Origin of the sequence: Pseudomonas sp. 9.1(2019), assembly GCF_009910445.1 — a bacterium.
Lineage (GTDB): Bacteria > Pseudomonadota > Gammaproteobacteria > Pseudomonadales > Pseudomonadaceae > Aquipseudomonas > Aquipseudomonas paraversuta.
On record NZ_VBWF01000002.1, the window covers coordinates 354,099 to 368,518 of the forward strand.

Below are 14,420 nucleotides of genomic sequence, written 5' to 3' on the forward strand. Positions count from 1 at the left end.
GGGAGCCGGCTTGCCGGCGATGCTGACCCTGCAACCCGCCCCATCCCTGGCAAGCCATCTCCCACAAGGCCTGCACTGCACCCATTACCTGTGGGAGCCGGCTTGCCGGCGATGCTGACTCTGCAACCCGCCCCATCCCTGGCCTGCGCTGCACCCAAATCCCGGACACAAAAAAACGCCCCCGACCGCAAGGCCGGGGGCGTTTTTTATTCAGCTAAATAAATAGCTTATTTGCTGCTTTTCTTGCTGGCGCGGGTACGCTCGCTTTCGCCCAGGATCTTCTTACGAAGACGGATGGACTTAGGAGTCACTTCGCACAATTCGTCTTCTTGAACGAATTCCAGAGCTTGCTCCAGGGTGAAGCGGATAGGCGGAACCAAAGCGATGGTTTCGTCTTTACCCGAAGCACGCATGTTGTCGAGCTTCTTGCCTTTGGTTGGGTTAACGCCCAGGTCGTTGTCGCGGCTGTTGATGCCGACGATTTGACCTTCGTACACGTCTTCACCGTGACCCAGGAACAGTTTGCCGCGAGCCTGCAGGGTTTCCAGCGAGTAAGTCAGAGCCTTACCGGTAGCAACCGAAACCAGAACGCCGTTCTGACGGCCGGACATGTCGCCCGACTTCATCACGTCGTAACGGTCGAAGATCGAGGTCAGGATGCCAGCGCCCGAAGTCAGAGTCAGGAACTCGTTACGGAAACCGATCAGGCCACGTGCAGGGATGTTGTATTCAAGACGAACACGGCCCTTGCCATCCGGAACCATGTTGGTCAGATCGCCTTTACGGATACCGATCTGTTCCATGATTGCGCCCTGCGATTCTTCCGGCAGGTCGATGGTTACGTTTTCGTACGGTTCGTGCTTAACGCCGTCAACCATGCGGATGATTACTTCCGGACGACCAACACCCATTTCGAAGCCTTCGCGACGCATGGTTTCGATCAGTACCGACAAGTGCAGCTCACCACGACCCGACACTTTGAACTTGTCAGCGGTGTCGCCTTCTTCAACGCGCAGAGCAACGTTGTAGAGCAGTTCTTTGTCCAGACGTTCCTTGATGTTACGGCTGGTTACGAACTTGCCTTCACGGCCGCAGAACGGCGAGTCGTTAACCTGGAAGGTCATCGAAACGGTAGGTTCGTCAACAGTCAGCGGCTTCATCGCTTCGACGTTCAGTGGGTCGCACAGAGTGTCGGAGATGAACAGCTGGTCGAAGCCGCTGATGCAGACGATGTCGCCGGCAGCTGCTTCTTCAACGTCGATACGGTGCAGACCGTGGTGACCCATCAGCTTCAGGATACGACCGTTACGGCGCTTGCCGTCAGCATCGATAGCCACAACCTGGGTGTTCGGCTTGACGCGACCACGAGCGATACGGCCAACGCCGATGATGCCCAGGAAGCTGTTGTAGTCCAGTGCCGAGATTTGCATCTGGAAAGGACCGTCACGGTCAACTTTTGGAGCCGGAACGTGGTCAACAATCGCCTGGTACAGCGGGGTCATGTCTTCAGCCATATCGGTGTGGTCAAGACCAGCAATACCGTTCAGGGCAGAGGCGTAAACCACTTTGAAGTCCAGCTGTTCTTCGGTAGCACCCAGGTTGTCGAACAGGTCGAAGATTTGATCCAGAACCCAGTCCGGACGCGCGCCTGGACGGTCAACCTTGTTGATAACCACGATTGGACGCAGGCCGGCTTCGAAAGCCTTCTTGGTCACGAAACGGGTTTGCGGCATAGGGCCGTCTTGAGCGTCAACCAGCAGCAGAACGGAGTCAACCATCGACATCACGCGCTCTACTTCACCGCCGAAGTCGGCGTGGCCCGGGGTATCCACGATGTTGATGTGGTAGCCGTTCCAGTTGATAGCGGTGTTCTTGGCAAGAATGGTAATGCCGCGCTCTTTTTCCTGGTCGTTGGAGTCCATCACGCGCTCGTCGTTGAGCTCGCCGCGTTCCAGAGTGCCGGATTGACGCAAGAGTTTGTCTACCAGGGTGGTTTTACCGTGGTCAACGTGAGCAATGATGGCGATGTTACGTAGATTTTCGATCACTTGTGTATCTCGATCAGAGGATTCGGTGTGCTGACAGGTCGTGGCAGCGATTAACAGTAGAGTCAGGTCAAGTCGTTACAACTTGACCTCGGCGTCGGGGGGCCGGTGACGCAGGCCACAGGCATACAGCCCCGGGCTCTTAGCTCGGTCGATAAACGCGCACATTGGCATGCCCCTCACTGAGCAAATGGTGAGCATGCAGGCGACTCATCACGCCTTTGTCGCAATACAACAGGTACTGACGGGTGTCATCCAGTTCCTTGAAGCGGCTGTTCAAAGCATAAAACGGCAACGCTTGTACTTCGATGCCAGCCAGTTCCAGCGGTTGATCTTCCTGAGCATCCGGGTGACGGATGTCAATCACGATCTGGCCCGCCAGCACTTCGCTGACTTCTTCGACTTGCAAGTCCTGGCCCAATTCATCGATCACCCGATCAATCGGCACCAGTTTGGCCCGCTCCAGCGCACGCTCGAGCACGGCCATATCGAACTGTTGTTCTTCGTACTCCACGCGATTGCGTTTGGCGTGGGTCTTGGGGTTGACCGAAATCACCCCGCAATATTCAGGCATGTGCTTGGCAAAATCGGCCGTACCGATTTCAACCGCCTGATCAATGATGTCCTGCTTGTGGCTAGCGATCAGCGGACGCAGAACCAATTTGTCAGTAGCCGAGTCGATCAGCGACAAATTGGGCAGGGTCTGGCTCGAAACCTGGGAAATCGCTTCACCGGTAACCAGCACTTCGATATCGAGCCGCTCAGCGATACGGGTTGCAGCGCGCAACATCATACGCTTCAAAATGACGCCCATATGACTGTTATCGACTTTGCCGAGAATTTCCCCCAAAACTTCTTCGAAAGGAACGCTGACAAACAGCACGCGCTGGGAGCTGCCGTACTTCTTCCATATATAGTGCGCGACTTCCATCACGCCCAGTTCGTGGGCACGCCCGCCGAGGTTGAAGAAGCAAAAGTGGCTCATCAGGCCGCGGCGCATGATCTGGTAGGCGGCAACGGTGGAGTCGAAACCACCGGACATCAACACCAGGGTCTGCTCCAGCGAGCCCAGCGGGAAACCGCCGATGCTGTCGTGCTGGCTGTGAATCACAAACAACCGTTGGTCGCGAATTTCGAAGCGGACTTCGATTTCCGGTTTTTTCAGGTCGATTCCTGCCGCACCGCATTCACGACGCAGCTTGCTGCCGACGTATTTCTCGATTTCCATCGAGGTAAACGGGTGCTTGCCGCCGCGTTTGCAACGCACAGAAAAAATCTTGCCTGCCAGCGCATCGCCGAAGTGCAGTTTGCACTTCTCGACCACGTCATCGAAGTCACCCAACGGGTACTCGTCGACCTGCAGGAAATGCGTGATGCCCGGCATGCAGCTCAGGCGCGCAGTCATCTCCTTCAAGGCTTTGGGGTCGGTCACGCGCGTTTGCAGCTCGATGTTGTCCCACACGCCCGTCACCACCACAGCCGGGTCCAGATCGCGGAGCACAGCGCGGATGTTTTTAGCCAATTGGCGGACGAAACGCATCCGAACCGGACGGCTCTTAATAGTGATTTCGGGGAAGACTTTAACGATTAGTTTCATGAAAACAGCGCGCGAGCAGCCTGCCAAAAAAGGGGGGCGCGGATTATAGCGGAAATTGCTCAAGGTTTAACCAGTTATCGTACAAACGGTTTTCGATGCACCAAAACAGGTCAAAAGCGTCGGTTTTCGCTTCATTTGAGTGCGGCAAGACGCCTTAATCGGTAGTCTGCGGCCCTTATCTGCTTGAGATTGGGGCATTACGCCCAAGTCGGGGCACTGGCATGCAATTTGCTCCCTTGTGAGGCAGGTTGCCTTGGCAGAGTATTCGCGCCGGCATCAACCACCTTTAACGGGCTCTCCACTACCTAGCCCGAAGCCACCCCGGAGGACACTATGTCGAAGTCGGTTCAACTCATCAAAGATCATGACGTCAAGTGGATTGATCTGCGCTTCACTGACACTAAAGGCACTCAGCACCACGTGACCATGCCGGCCCGTGATGCGCTGGATGAAAACTTCTTCACCGACGGCAAAATGTTCGACGGCTCCTCCATTGCTGGCTGGAAAGGCATCGAAGCGTCCGACATGATTCTGCTGCCGGACGACAGCACTGCCGTTCTGGACCCGTTCACCGAACAGCCAACCCTGATTCTGGTGTGCGACATCATCGAACCCTCGACCATGCAAGGCTACGATCGCGACCCGCGCGCCATCGCCACCCGTGCCGAGGAATACCTGAAGTCCACCGGTATCGGCGACACCGTATTTGTAGGTCCGGAGCCAGAGTTCTTCATCTTCGACGAAGTGAAGTTCAAATCCGACATCTCCGGTTCCATGTTCAAGATCTACTCCGAACAAGGTTCGTGGATGTCCGACCAGGACGTGGAAGGCGGCAACCGTGGCCACCGTCCAGGTATCAAGGGCGGCTACTTCCCGGTTCCTCCGTTCGACCACGACCACGAAATCCGTACCTCCATGTGCAACGCCATGGAAGAAATGGGCCTGGTCATCGAAGTGCACCACCACGAAGTGGCAACTGCCGGCCAGAACGAAATCGGCGTGCAGTTCAACACCCTGGTGAAAAAGGCTGACGAAGTTCAGACCCTGAAGTACTGCGTACACAACGTGGCAGACGCCTACGGCCGTACCGCTACTTTCATGCCCAAGCCTCTGTACGGCGATAACGGCTCGGGTATGCACGTTCACATGTCCATCTCCAAAGATGGCAAGAACACCTTCGCAGGCGAAGGTTATGCCGGCCTGTCCGACACCGCCCTGTACTTCATCGGCGGCATCATCAAGCACGGTAAGGCCCTGAACGGCTTCACCAACCCGGCCACCAACTCCTACAAGCGTCTGGTACCAGGCTTCGAAGCTCCGGTAATGCTGGCCTACTCGGCTCGCAACCGTTCCGCTTCGATCCGTATTCCTTACGTGTCGAGCCCTAAGGCGCGCCGTATCGAAGCACGTTTCCCGGACCCGGCAGCCAACCCGTACCTGTGCTTCGCAGCACTGATGATGGCTGGCCTGGACGGTATCCAGAACAAGATCCACCCAGGCGACGCAGCTGACAAAAACCTGTACGACCTGCCGCCTGAAGAGGCCAAAGAGATCCCGCAGGTTTGTGGCAGCCTGAAAGAAGCCCTGGAAGAGCTGGATAAAGGTCGTGCGTTCCTGACCAAAGGCGGCGTTTTCAGCGACGACTTCATCGACGCTTACATCGCACTGAAAAGCGAAGAAGAAATCAAGGTTCGCACCTTCGTACACCCACTGGAATACGAGCTGTACTACAGCTGCTGATCCAGCAACGCCTGCCCGTGCAGGCGTTACCAAGAGGCCTCCTTCGGGAGGCCTTTTTTATGCCCGGCACTTTATCCCTGGCGCCGATTGCGCGGTCACAAAAATTCCGACAGGAACGGCTGCCATTGACCCGGCCGAGAAAGGCCCCGCCCTACATTAAAGCCATCAGCACTGCCCCAGAATGACCGCCTTTTCTTCCCACGGGATGGCGGCCTGCGATGATGCCGAAAGTACTGTTGCTGCTTGTTTTTGCCCACCCGGCTGGCGCGCAGGTCTATCGCCAGGCCCCCGACAACGCCAGCTTGATCTTCAGCAACGTACCCCTGGCAGGAGTCCAGGCAGAGCCGATATCCGTGCAACCCGCAAACCGGATCGCAGCATTCAAGTATTCGTCGACCTTGATCCCCTCCTCCATGCTGTTGCCCGAACAAGAGCCCGGGCCGGCAATCAAACCTGATCGCGACCCGCATCGTCAGGCGGCACAAGACCGTCTCGCAGAGAACTGAATCTATTCAGCAAATCTGCACTATATTGGTGCAACAACAGAGCGAAGACACACTTGCCAGCCCAATTTGGTTCAAAACGACTCACTCCAAGCGCATAAACGCCATCTAAAAGGGCTGCAACCCCCTATTTCAGGCGAATAACGCTTCTTTTCGGAGCCTTGGTTTGTTTTTTGCATTTTCCTAGTCTCAGCGCCTCACCCGCGCATGCAATCCGGGATCGGCCCATGACCATCAGTGATGCCCTGCACCGACTGCTACTCGATAATCTGACCACCGCCACACTGCTGCTCAATGCCGACCTGCGTCTTGAGTACATGAACCCGGCGGCGGAAATGCTGCTGGCCATCAGTGGCCAACGCAGTCATGGGCAATTCATCAGTGAACTGTTCACTGAGTCCACCGAAGCCTTGCACTCGCTGCGCCAGGCGGTTGAGCAAGCGCACCCGTTCACCAAGCGCGAAGCCATGCTGACTTCGCTCACCGGCCAGAACCTGACGGTGGACTACGCCGTGACCCCGATCCTGAGCCACGGCAGCACCATGTTGCTGCTTGAAGTGCACCCCCGCGACCGGCTGCTGCGCATCACCAAGGAAGAAGCCCAGCTGTCCAAGCAGGAAACCAGCAAGATGCTGGTGCGCGGCCTGGCCCATGAAATCAAGAATCCGCTGGGCGGCATTCGCGGGGCGGCCCAGTTGCTGGCCCGCCAGCTACCCGATGAAAGCCTGCGGGACTACACCAACGTCATCATCGAAGAAGCCGATCGCCTGCGTAATCTGGTAGATCGCATGCTGGGCTCCAACAAGCTGCCATCGCTGGCCATGACCAATGTGCATGAAGTGCTGGAGCGGGTGTGCAATCTGGTCGAGGCCGAAACACAGGGCAGCATCACGCTGGTGCGCGACTACGACCCGAGCCTGCCCGACCTACTGATCGACCGTGAACAGATGATTCAGGCAGTGCTCAATATTGTGCGTAACGCCATGCAGGCCATTGGCAGCCAGAACGAGCTGCGCCTGGGCCGCATCAGCCTGCGTACCCGGGCCATGCGCCAGTTCACCATCGGCCATATCCGCCATCGACTGGTGACCAAAATCGAAATTATCGACAACGGCCCGGGCATCCCTCCCGAGCTGCAAGACACTCTGTTCTTTCCAATGGTCAGCGGCCGCCCTGACGGCACCGGGCTGGGACTGGCCATTACCCAGAACATCATCAGTCAGCACCAGGGATTGATCGAGTGTGAGAGCCACCCCGGCCACACACTCTTCTCGATCTTTCTACCACTGGAACAAGGAGCCGCATCGACATGAGCCGAAGTGAAACCGTGTGGATCGTCGACGACGACCGTTCTATCCGTTGGGTCCTGGAAAAAGCCTTGCAACAGGAAGGCATGACCACACAAAGTTTCGACAGCGCCGACGGGGTGATGAGCCGCCTCGCCCGCCAGCAGCCCGACGTGATCATTTCGGACATTCGCATGCCCGGCGCCAGCGGTCTGGACTTGCTGGCCAAGATTCGCGAACAGCACCCCCGCCTGCCCGTGATTATCATGACCGCCCACTCCGACCTCGACAGTGCGGTGGCGTCCTATCAGGGCGGCGCGTTCGAATACCTGCCCAAGCCGTTCGACGTCGACGAAGCCGTGTCCCTGGTCAAGCGTGCCAACCAGCACGCCCAGGAACAACAAGGCCTGGCCGTCCCTCCAGCGCTGGCACGCACGCCGGAAATCATCGGTGAAGCCCCGGCGATGCAAGAGGTGTTTCGCGCCATTGGCCGGCTTAGCCACTCCAACATCACGGTGTTGATCAATGGCGAGTCGGGCACCGGTAAAGAGCTGGTGGCCCACGCCCTGCATCGCCATAGTCCGCGCGCAGCATCGCCTTTTATTGCGTTGAATATGGCGGCCATCCCCAAGGACCTGATGGAGTCCGAGCTGTTCGGCCACGAGAAAGGTGCCTTCACCGGAGCCGCCAACCTGCGGCGCGGCCGGTTCGAGCAAGCCGATGGCGGAACCCTGTTTCTGGACGAAATCGGCGACATGCCCGCCGACACCCAAACGCGCCTGCTGCGGGTTTTGGCCGATGGCGAGTTCTACCGGGTCGGCGGTCATACGCCGGTCAAGGTCGATGTGCGGATCATTGCCGCCACCCACCAGAACCTCGAAACCCTGGTCCAGGCCGGCAAATTCCGTGAAGACCTGTTCCACCGTCTGAACGTGATCCGCATTCATATCCCGCGCCTGTCGGACCGTCGCGAGGATATCCCGACCCTGACCCGCCACTTTCTCAGCAGCGCCGCGCAAGAGCTGTCTGTCGAGCCCAAGCTGCTCAAGGCCGAGACCGAGCAATACCTGAAAAACCTGCCATGGCCGGGCAACGTGCGCCAGCTGGAGAACACCTGCCGCTGGATCACGGTGATGGCCTCGGGCCGCGAAGTGCATATCAGCGACTTGCCACCCGAGCTGCTGAACCTGCAGCAGGACACGTCGCCGGTCACCAACTGGGAACAGGCCCTGCGTCAGTGGGCTGATCAGGCGCTGGGCCGGGGTCAGTCCAACCTGCTCGACAGTGCCGTGCCGACGTTTGAACGGATCATGATCGAGACCGCCCTCAAGCACACCGCAGGCCGTCGTCGCGATGCAGCCGTGCTGCTGGGCTGGGGCCGCAACACCCTGACCCGCAAGATCAAGGAGCTGGGGATGAAGATTGATAGCGACGAGGATGACAGCGACGAGGCATGACTCGGCGGCGCGATGATGGGGGAGCCGGCTGGCCAGCGATGGCACCCCTGTGATCGGCCTGAACGATCGCGAGCAAGCTCGCTCCTGCAGGACCGCACCAGCTTCAGGCAACACGCACTATTTGTGTGCACAGCTCTGGATCAATGGTTACAGCAACATCGACAACCCAAAACAGCAGTCCCAGAAAAGCCCCGGATTCCGGGGCTTTTGCATATCAAGGAAAAAAATCAGGCAGAAAAACCAGAACTGGCATGCACCCTGCAATAACCCTGATAACGCTTTAGGGGACCTTGATACAGGCAGGTCAAGACTCCCCACTTTTACACCCGCAGCCTGATGCCTTATGCATCGAGGCGCACAACGATTTTGGGGAACCGGTACAGGCAGGCCGCAATTCCCTCTTTTATTACTCCCGCAGGTTTACCTGCAGTCGCCAGCGCCCGTCCCGGGACGCTCCGGCCCAGTCGCCCTGCAGCGCACGGGCCGCCACCAAGGTCAGCAGCAACCCGCCATCGGTATGCCGTAGCCGCCAGTTCACCACCTTGTCACCCAGCTTTAACTGGCCGTTCTGCGGCTTGCCCCTGGCATCGAACAGCAACCCCAGCGTGCCATCAACCAGCTCGCCATGCAGCTTGGGCTCATCGCTGAACCACACCACCAGCGCACCGGGCAACACCTCCACTTGCTGCAGCTCAACCGGCACAGGCGCGGTCAAACGCCCGATCATCATGCCCACCATTACACCGACTATCACCAAAGAACCTAAAACCCGTGGCCATAGTTTCGGCCGCGGGTCTTCTTCAGGCGTAGAATGCTGCCTATCTTTAAGTTCGGAGCCGTGCATGTTTCACGTCATCCTTTTTCAACCAGAAATTCCGCCGAATACCGGCAACATTATCAGGCTGTGCGCCAACAGCGGCTGCCACCTGCATTTGATCGAGCCTATCGGTTTTGAGCTGGACGACAAGCGCTTGCGCCGGGCCGGGCTCGATTACCACGAGTACGCGCCGCTCAAGCGCCATGCCGATCTGGCCAGTTGCCTCGAAAGCCTGGGCCATCCGCGACTGTTCGCCTTTACCACCAAAGGTTCACGGCCGTTCCACGACGCCCGGTTTGCCGAAGGTGATGCCTTTATCTTCGGCCCGGAAAGCCGGGGCCTGCCGCCAGAAGTGCTGGATGCGCTGGACGGCGACCACCGCCTGCGTCTGCCGATGCGTGAAGGTTGCCGCAGCCTGAACCTGTCCAACACCGTGGCCGTGGCTGTGTACGAGGCCTGGCGCCAGCTGGACTTCAAGTAATACGCAAAAAAACCTGTAGGAGCGAGCTTGCCTCGCGAGCTGCTGGCGCATGGAAAAGCTCGCGAGCAAGCTCGCTCCTACAGATAGCCTTTGGACAAGGGCAATAAAAAAGCGCCATCAAGGCGCTTTTTTATTGGGCATCGACTGTTTATTGAACAGTCGGGCTGCCTTCTTCCTGCATGCGCTGCAATTCTTGCGCGTACAGGGCATCGAAGTTCACCGGAGCCAGCATCAACGCCGGGAACGAGCCACGGGTAACCAGGCTGTCCAGGGTTTCACGGGCGTACGGGAACAGGATGTTCGGGCAGAACGCGCCCAGAGTGTGGTTCATCGACGCCGGATCAAGGTTTTTGATCAGGAAGATGCCAGCCTGCTGAACTTCAGCAATGAACGCCACTTCGTCACCGTTTTTCACGGTAACCGACAAGGTCAGGACCACTTCGTGGAAGTCGCCTTCCAGCGGCTTTTGACGGGTGTTCAGATCCAGGCCAACGCTCGGCTCCCACTGCTGACGGAAGATCGCCGGGCTTTTAGGGGCCTCGAACGACAGGTCGCGCACGTAGATACGCTGCAGGGAAAATTGTGGAGCGGTGTCTTCATCGCTAACAGCAGCGGTGTTCTGTTGGTCAGTCATCACAGATCCTTGTTGATCTTGGGGCTTATAGAGAATGAGAGTCAGACGTTCAGCAGCGCATCCAATTTACCTGCGCGCTCCAGGGCAAACAGGTCATCGCATCCGCCAACGTGTTTCTCGCCAATCCAGATTTGCGGCACCGACGTACGACCTGCCTTCTGAGCCATTTCGGCCCGTACTTGAGGCTTGCCGTCGACCTTGATTTCTTCAAAGGCTACACCCTTGTTTTCAAGCAAAGCCTTGGCTCGGATGCAGTAAGGGCAATAATCGCTGGAGTAAACGGTGACCTTGGACATTTTTACTTCACCACTGGCAGGTTGTCGGCGCGCCAGCTGCCAATGCCGCCGGACAGTTTGGCAGCGTTGTAGCCGGCCTTGAGCAGCTCACGGGCGTGGGAGCCTGAATGCTGGCCCTGGGCATCAACCAGGATAATGGTCTTGCCCTTGTGCTTGTCCAGCTCGGCAATGCGCGCCATCAACTTGTCTTGCGGGATATTCAGCGAACCCACGATGTGGCCGGCGGCAAAGTCTTTTACCGGGCGAATATCAATCACCACGCCTTCGTCGCGATTGACCAGGCCGGTCAGTTCGCCCGTGCTGATGCTGCGCCCGCCTCGGCTCATCTCGTGGGCGATCAACAGCGCCAACAGGATGACAAACGCGCCTACAAGCAGGTAGTGAGAAGTCGCAAATGCAATCAGGTGCTCAACCATCAGAAGGTTCCAGGGTCGTAAAATGTGGGCCAGTATACACAGCCGCCTTGGTCGGCCAAACCCCGCCCGGCGGTGACGTCACATGAACTTCGCTTTAAACTGCGCGTCTTCTTCACACCTTCCAATAAACCAGCCACAAGTGGGATCTATGACTACCACGCCTAAACCTTTGGTCCTGATCATCCTGGATGGCTTCGGTCACAGTGAAAGCCACAAGGGCAACGCCGTCTATGCGGCCAAAAAACCGGTGCTCGACCGTCTTTGCGCGAGCATGCCAAACGGCCTGATTTCAGGCTCGGGCATGGATGTCGGTCTGCCAGACGGCCAAATGGGCAACTCCGAGGTTGGCCACATGAACCTCGGCGCCGGCCGCGTGGTGTATCAGGATTTCACCCGCGTCACCAAGTCGATCCGCGACGGTGAGTTCTTCGAGAACCCGACCATTTGCGCCGCGGTCGACAAAGCCGTGGCTGCAGACAAGGCCGTGCACATCATGGGCCTGCTGTCCGAAGGCGGCGTTCACAGCCACCAGGACCACCTCGTGGCAATGGCCGAACTGGCTTTCAAGCGCGGCGCCGAAAAAATCTACCTGCACGCGTTTCTCGATGGTCGCGACACTCCGCCAAAAAGTGCAGGTTCGTCCATCGAACTGCTAGACACGGCCTTCAAGGCCCTGGGCAAAGGCCGTATCGCCAGCCTGATCGGGCGCTACTTCGCCATGGACCGCGACAACCGCTGGGACCGCGTATCCCAGGCCTACAACCTGATTGTCGACGGCAAGGGCGAGTTCAACGCCGCCACCGCCCAGGAGGGCCTGGAAGCTGCCTACGCCCGTGGCGAGAGCGACGAATTCGTCAAAGCCACCACCATTGGTGAGCCGGTCAAGGTCGAAGACGGCGACGCCGTGGTCTTCATGAACTTCCGTGCCGACCGGGCCCGCGAACTGACCCGCGTATTCGTTGAAGACGACTTCAAGGAATTCGAACGTGCACGCCAGCCGAAACTGGCCGGCTTCGTGATGCTGACCCAATACGCCGCCAGCATCCCGGCGCCTAGCGCATTTGCTCCCGGCAGCCTGGAAAACGTACTCGGCGACTATCTGGCGAAAAACGGCAAAACCCAGCTGCGCATTGCCGAAACCGAAAAATACGCCCACGTGACCTTCTTCTTCTCCGGTGGCCGCGAAGAACCGTTCCCGGGTGAAGAGCGCATTCTGATCCCGTCGCCGAAAGTGGCGACCTACGACCTGCAACCGGAAATGAGCGCACCCGAAGTCACCGACAGGATCGTCGATGCCATCGAGCACCAGCGTTACGACGTGATTGTCGTTAACTACGCCAACGGCGACATGGTCGGCCACAGCGGTGTATTCGATGCTGCGGTCAAGGCTGTTGAATGCCTGGATGCCTGTGTCGGCCGCATCGTCGAAGCGCTGGACAAGGTCGGTGGCGAAGCCCTGATCACCGCCGACCACGGCAACGTGGAGCAGATGTCCGACGACACCACTGGCCAGGCGCACACCGCCCACACCTGTGAACCGGTCCCGTTCATCTATGTAGGCAAGCGTGCATTCGAGGTCCGTGAAGGTGGCGTATTGGCCGACGTGGCACCGACCATGCTCAAGCTGCTGGGCCTGGCGCAGCCGCAAGAAATGACCGGCAAGAGCATTTTGCTCGACGCTTAAAGCCATGCACCTGCAGGAGCGAGCTTTCAAGGCTCGCGAGCAAGCTCGCTCCTGCAGGAATTTCGCGTACAGGATCTGCAGCTACTATTTCACTTCCATCCATTTCTTATAGGTAACGATGGCGGGCATACTAGGCCGTCCCGTTCCCCAGGTGTCGCCCGCCCCATGCTTCGCGCCCTTATAGCCCTGACCCTCGCATGCCTGCTCCAACCGGCGTTTGCCGACGAGCGCGCACAAACCCAACAACAGCTGGAAGCTACCCGCCAGGATATTGGCGAGCTAAAAAAACGCCTTGGCCAGCTTCAGCAAGAACAATCCGGCGTGCAAAAAGACCTGCGCGGTACCGAAACCGAAATCGGCAAGCTGGAGAAGCAGGTAGAAACCCTGCAAAAAGAACTAAAAAAGAGTGAAGGCGAGCTGCTGCGCCTAGATAGCGAGAAAAAAAAACTCCACAGCGCAAAACTTGAACAGCAACGCCTGATCGCCATTCAGGCCCGTGCCGCCTATCAGGGCGGACGTCAGGAATACCTGAAGATGCTGCTCAACCAGCAAAACCCCGAGAAGTTCGCCCGAACCCTCACCTATTACGACTACCTGAGCCAGGCCCGCCTGGAGCAGCTCAAGAGTTTCAACGAAACCCTGCGCCAACTGGCCAATGTCGAAGCCGACATCAACTTGCAACAGGCCCAGTTGCTGACCCAGAAAAGCAGCCTCGATGAGCAGCGCGCCGCACTGGATAAAGTCCGCGCAGAGCGCCAGCAAGTGCTGGCCAAACTGAATTCCGACGTTAAAGACCGCGATCAAAAGCTGCAGGCTCGCGAGCAGGATCAGGCCGATCTGGCTAAAGTCCTCAAGACCATTGAAGAGACCCTCGCCCGCCAGGCCCGTGAAGCCGAGGCAGCGCGGCAAAAAGCCCTGATCGCCCAGCAGGAAGCAGAGAAGAAACGTCAACGGGAGGCTGAAGCGGTTGCCACCGACGCCCCGCGCAAACCGGTCAAATCGACGCCGGGCGCCCTGGTTTCGAGTGCCGGTGTGTCCTACGGCGGACCTTTTTCTCAGGCACGGGGCAAACTTCCATGGCCAGTTGATGGTCGATTGCTTGCGCGCTTCGGTGAAAGCCGTGGTGATGATGCCCGTACCAAGTGGGACGGGGTGATGATAAGCGCCGGTGCAGGCACCCCGGTGCATGCGGTACATGGTGGTCGCGTAGTGTTTGCCGACTGGCTGCGCGGCGCCGGCCAGCTGGTGATTCTGGACCACGGCAACGGCTACTTGAGCCTGTATGGCCACAACCAGACACTGCTCAAGTCGGCCGGCGATATCGTTAAAGCCGGAGAGGTGATTTCTACCGTCGGTAACAGCGGTGGTCAGGCGACCCCCGCACTGTATTTTGCTATTCGTCAGCAGGGCCGCCCCAGCGACCCTGCACAATGGTGTCGCGCTCAAGGATGAGCCCATCACTTT

At 58.2% G+C, this 14,420-nt stretch carries 13 protein-coding genes; 7 read left to right on the forward strand and 6 right to left on the reverse strand.

The window, feature by feature from the left end:
* Positions 1-227: 227 nt before the first annotated feature.
* Positions 228-2,048 (reverse strand): translational GTPase TypA, encoded by a 1,821-nt coding sequence (gene typA / locus FEZ21_RS02265; protein WP_003438614.1) that lies wholly within the window; start codon positions 2,046-2,048, stop codon positions 228-230.
* 139 nt (positions 2,049-2,187) lie between these two features.
* Positions 2,188-3,642, reverse strand: coding sequence for a tRNA uracil 4-sulfurtransferase ThiI (gene thiI, locus FEZ21_RS02270; protein WP_029612550.1), 1,455 nt, complete (start codon positions 3,640-3,642; stop codon positions 2,188-2,190).
* A 333-nt stretch (positions 3,643-3,975) separates the two neighbouring features.
* Here thiI and glnA point away from each other — a divergent pair, with 333 nt between their 5' ends.
* The 4 genes from glnA (at position 3,976) to ntrC (ending at position 8,628) form a co-directional block, all read left to right on the forward strand.
* Positions 3,976-5,382: a glutamate--ammonia ligase gene (gene glnA / locus FEZ21_RS02275; RefSeq protein ID WP_003438610.1), complete on the forward strand. Its 1,407-nt coding sequence runs from the start codon at positions 3,976-3,978 to the stop codon at positions 5,380-5,382.
* Between the two features lie 218 nt (positions 5,383-5,600).
* Positions 5,601-5,888, forward strand: coding sequence for a hypothetical protein (locus FEZ21_RS02280; RefSeq protein ID WP_003438607.1), 288 nt, complete (start codon positions 5,601-5,603; stop codon positions 5,886-5,888).
* A gap of 224 nt (positions 5,889-6,112) precedes the next feature.
* Entirely contained in the window at positions 6,113-7,198 is a 1,086-nt protein-coding gene (glnL, locus tag FEZ21_RS02285) for a nitrogen regulation protein NR(II) (RefSeq protein WP_003438604.1), read from the forward strand.
* Positions 7,195-8,628, forward strand: a complete 1,434-nt coding sequence (ntrC, locus tag FEZ21_RS02290) for a nitrogen regulation protein NR(I) (protein WP_010656315.1) — start codon at positions 7,195-7,197, stop codon at positions 8,626-8,628. The genes glnL and ntrC overlap by 4 nt, the downstream gene beginning before the upstream one ends.
* Before the next feature lie 406 nt (positions 8,629-9,034).
* Here the strand turns inward: ntrC and FEZ21_RS02295 are convergent, their stop codons facing one another.
* On the reverse strand, positions 9,035-9,472 hold the full coding sequence (locus tag FEZ21_RS02295) for a hypothetical protein (protein ID WP_010656316.1): 438 nt from the start codon (positions 9,470-9,472) through the stop codon (positions 9,035-9,037).
* Here FEZ21_RS02295 and FEZ21_RS02300 point away from each other — a divergent pair.
* The gene (locus FEZ21_RS02300) at positions 9,471-9,926 is read left to right on the forward strand and encodes a tRNA (cytidine(34)-2'-O)-methyltransferase (RefSeq protein WP_003438595.1); all 456 of its coding nucleotides are present in this window, start codon (positions 9,471-9,473) and stop codon (positions 9,924-9,926) included. The two genes, FEZ21_RS02295 and FEZ21_RS02300, sit on opposite strands and share 2 nt — an antisense overlap.
* Before the next feature lie 148 nt (positions 9,927-10,074).
* Here the strand turns inward: FEZ21_RS02300 and secB are convergent, their stop codons facing one another.
* Genes secB through FEZ21_RS02315 form a run of 3 tightly spaced genes read right to left on the reverse strand, consistent with a single transcriptional unit; the run spans position 10,075 to position 11,272 of the window.
* Entirely contained in the window at positions 10,075-10,560 is a 486-nt protein-coding gene (secB, locus tag FEZ21_RS02305) for a protein-export chaperone SecB (RefSeq protein ID WP_003438592.1), read from the reverse strand.
* A gap of 41 nt (positions 10,561-10,601) precedes the next feature.
* The gene (gene grxC, locus FEZ21_RS02310; RefSeq protein ID WP_003438589.1) at positions 10,602-10,856 is read right to left on the reverse strand and encodes a glutaredoxin 3; all 255 of its coding nucleotides are present in this window, start codon (positions 10,854-10,856) and stop codon (positions 10,602-10,604) included.
* Positions 10,857-10,858: 2 nt separating this feature from the next.
* Positions 10,859-11,272 carry a rhodanese-like domain-containing protein gene (locus FEZ21_RS02315; protein WP_003438586.1) on the reverse strand — a complete coding sequence of 138 codons (414 nt, stop codon included), beginning with the start codon at positions 11,270-11,272 and terminating at the stop codon, positions 10,859-10,861.
* 148 nt (positions 11,273-11,420) lie between these two features.
* Here FEZ21_RS02315 and gpmI point away from each other — a divergent pair, with 148 nt between their 5' ends.
* Positions 11,421-12,956: a 2,3-bisphosphoglycerate-independent phosphoglycerate mutase gene (gpmI, locus tag FEZ21_RS02320; RefSeq protein WP_003438583.1), complete on the forward strand. Its 1,536-nt coding sequence runs from the start codon at positions 11,421-11,423 to the stop codon at positions 12,954-12,956.
* Positions 12,957-13,121: 165 nt separating this feature from the next.
* Positions 13,122-14,408, forward strand: coding sequence for a murein hydrolase activator EnvC (locus FEZ21_RS02325; RefSeq protein ID WP_003438581.1), 1,287 nt, complete (start codon positions 13,122-13,124; stop codon positions 14,406-14,408).
* Positions 14,409-14,420 lie beyond the last annotated feature (12 nt).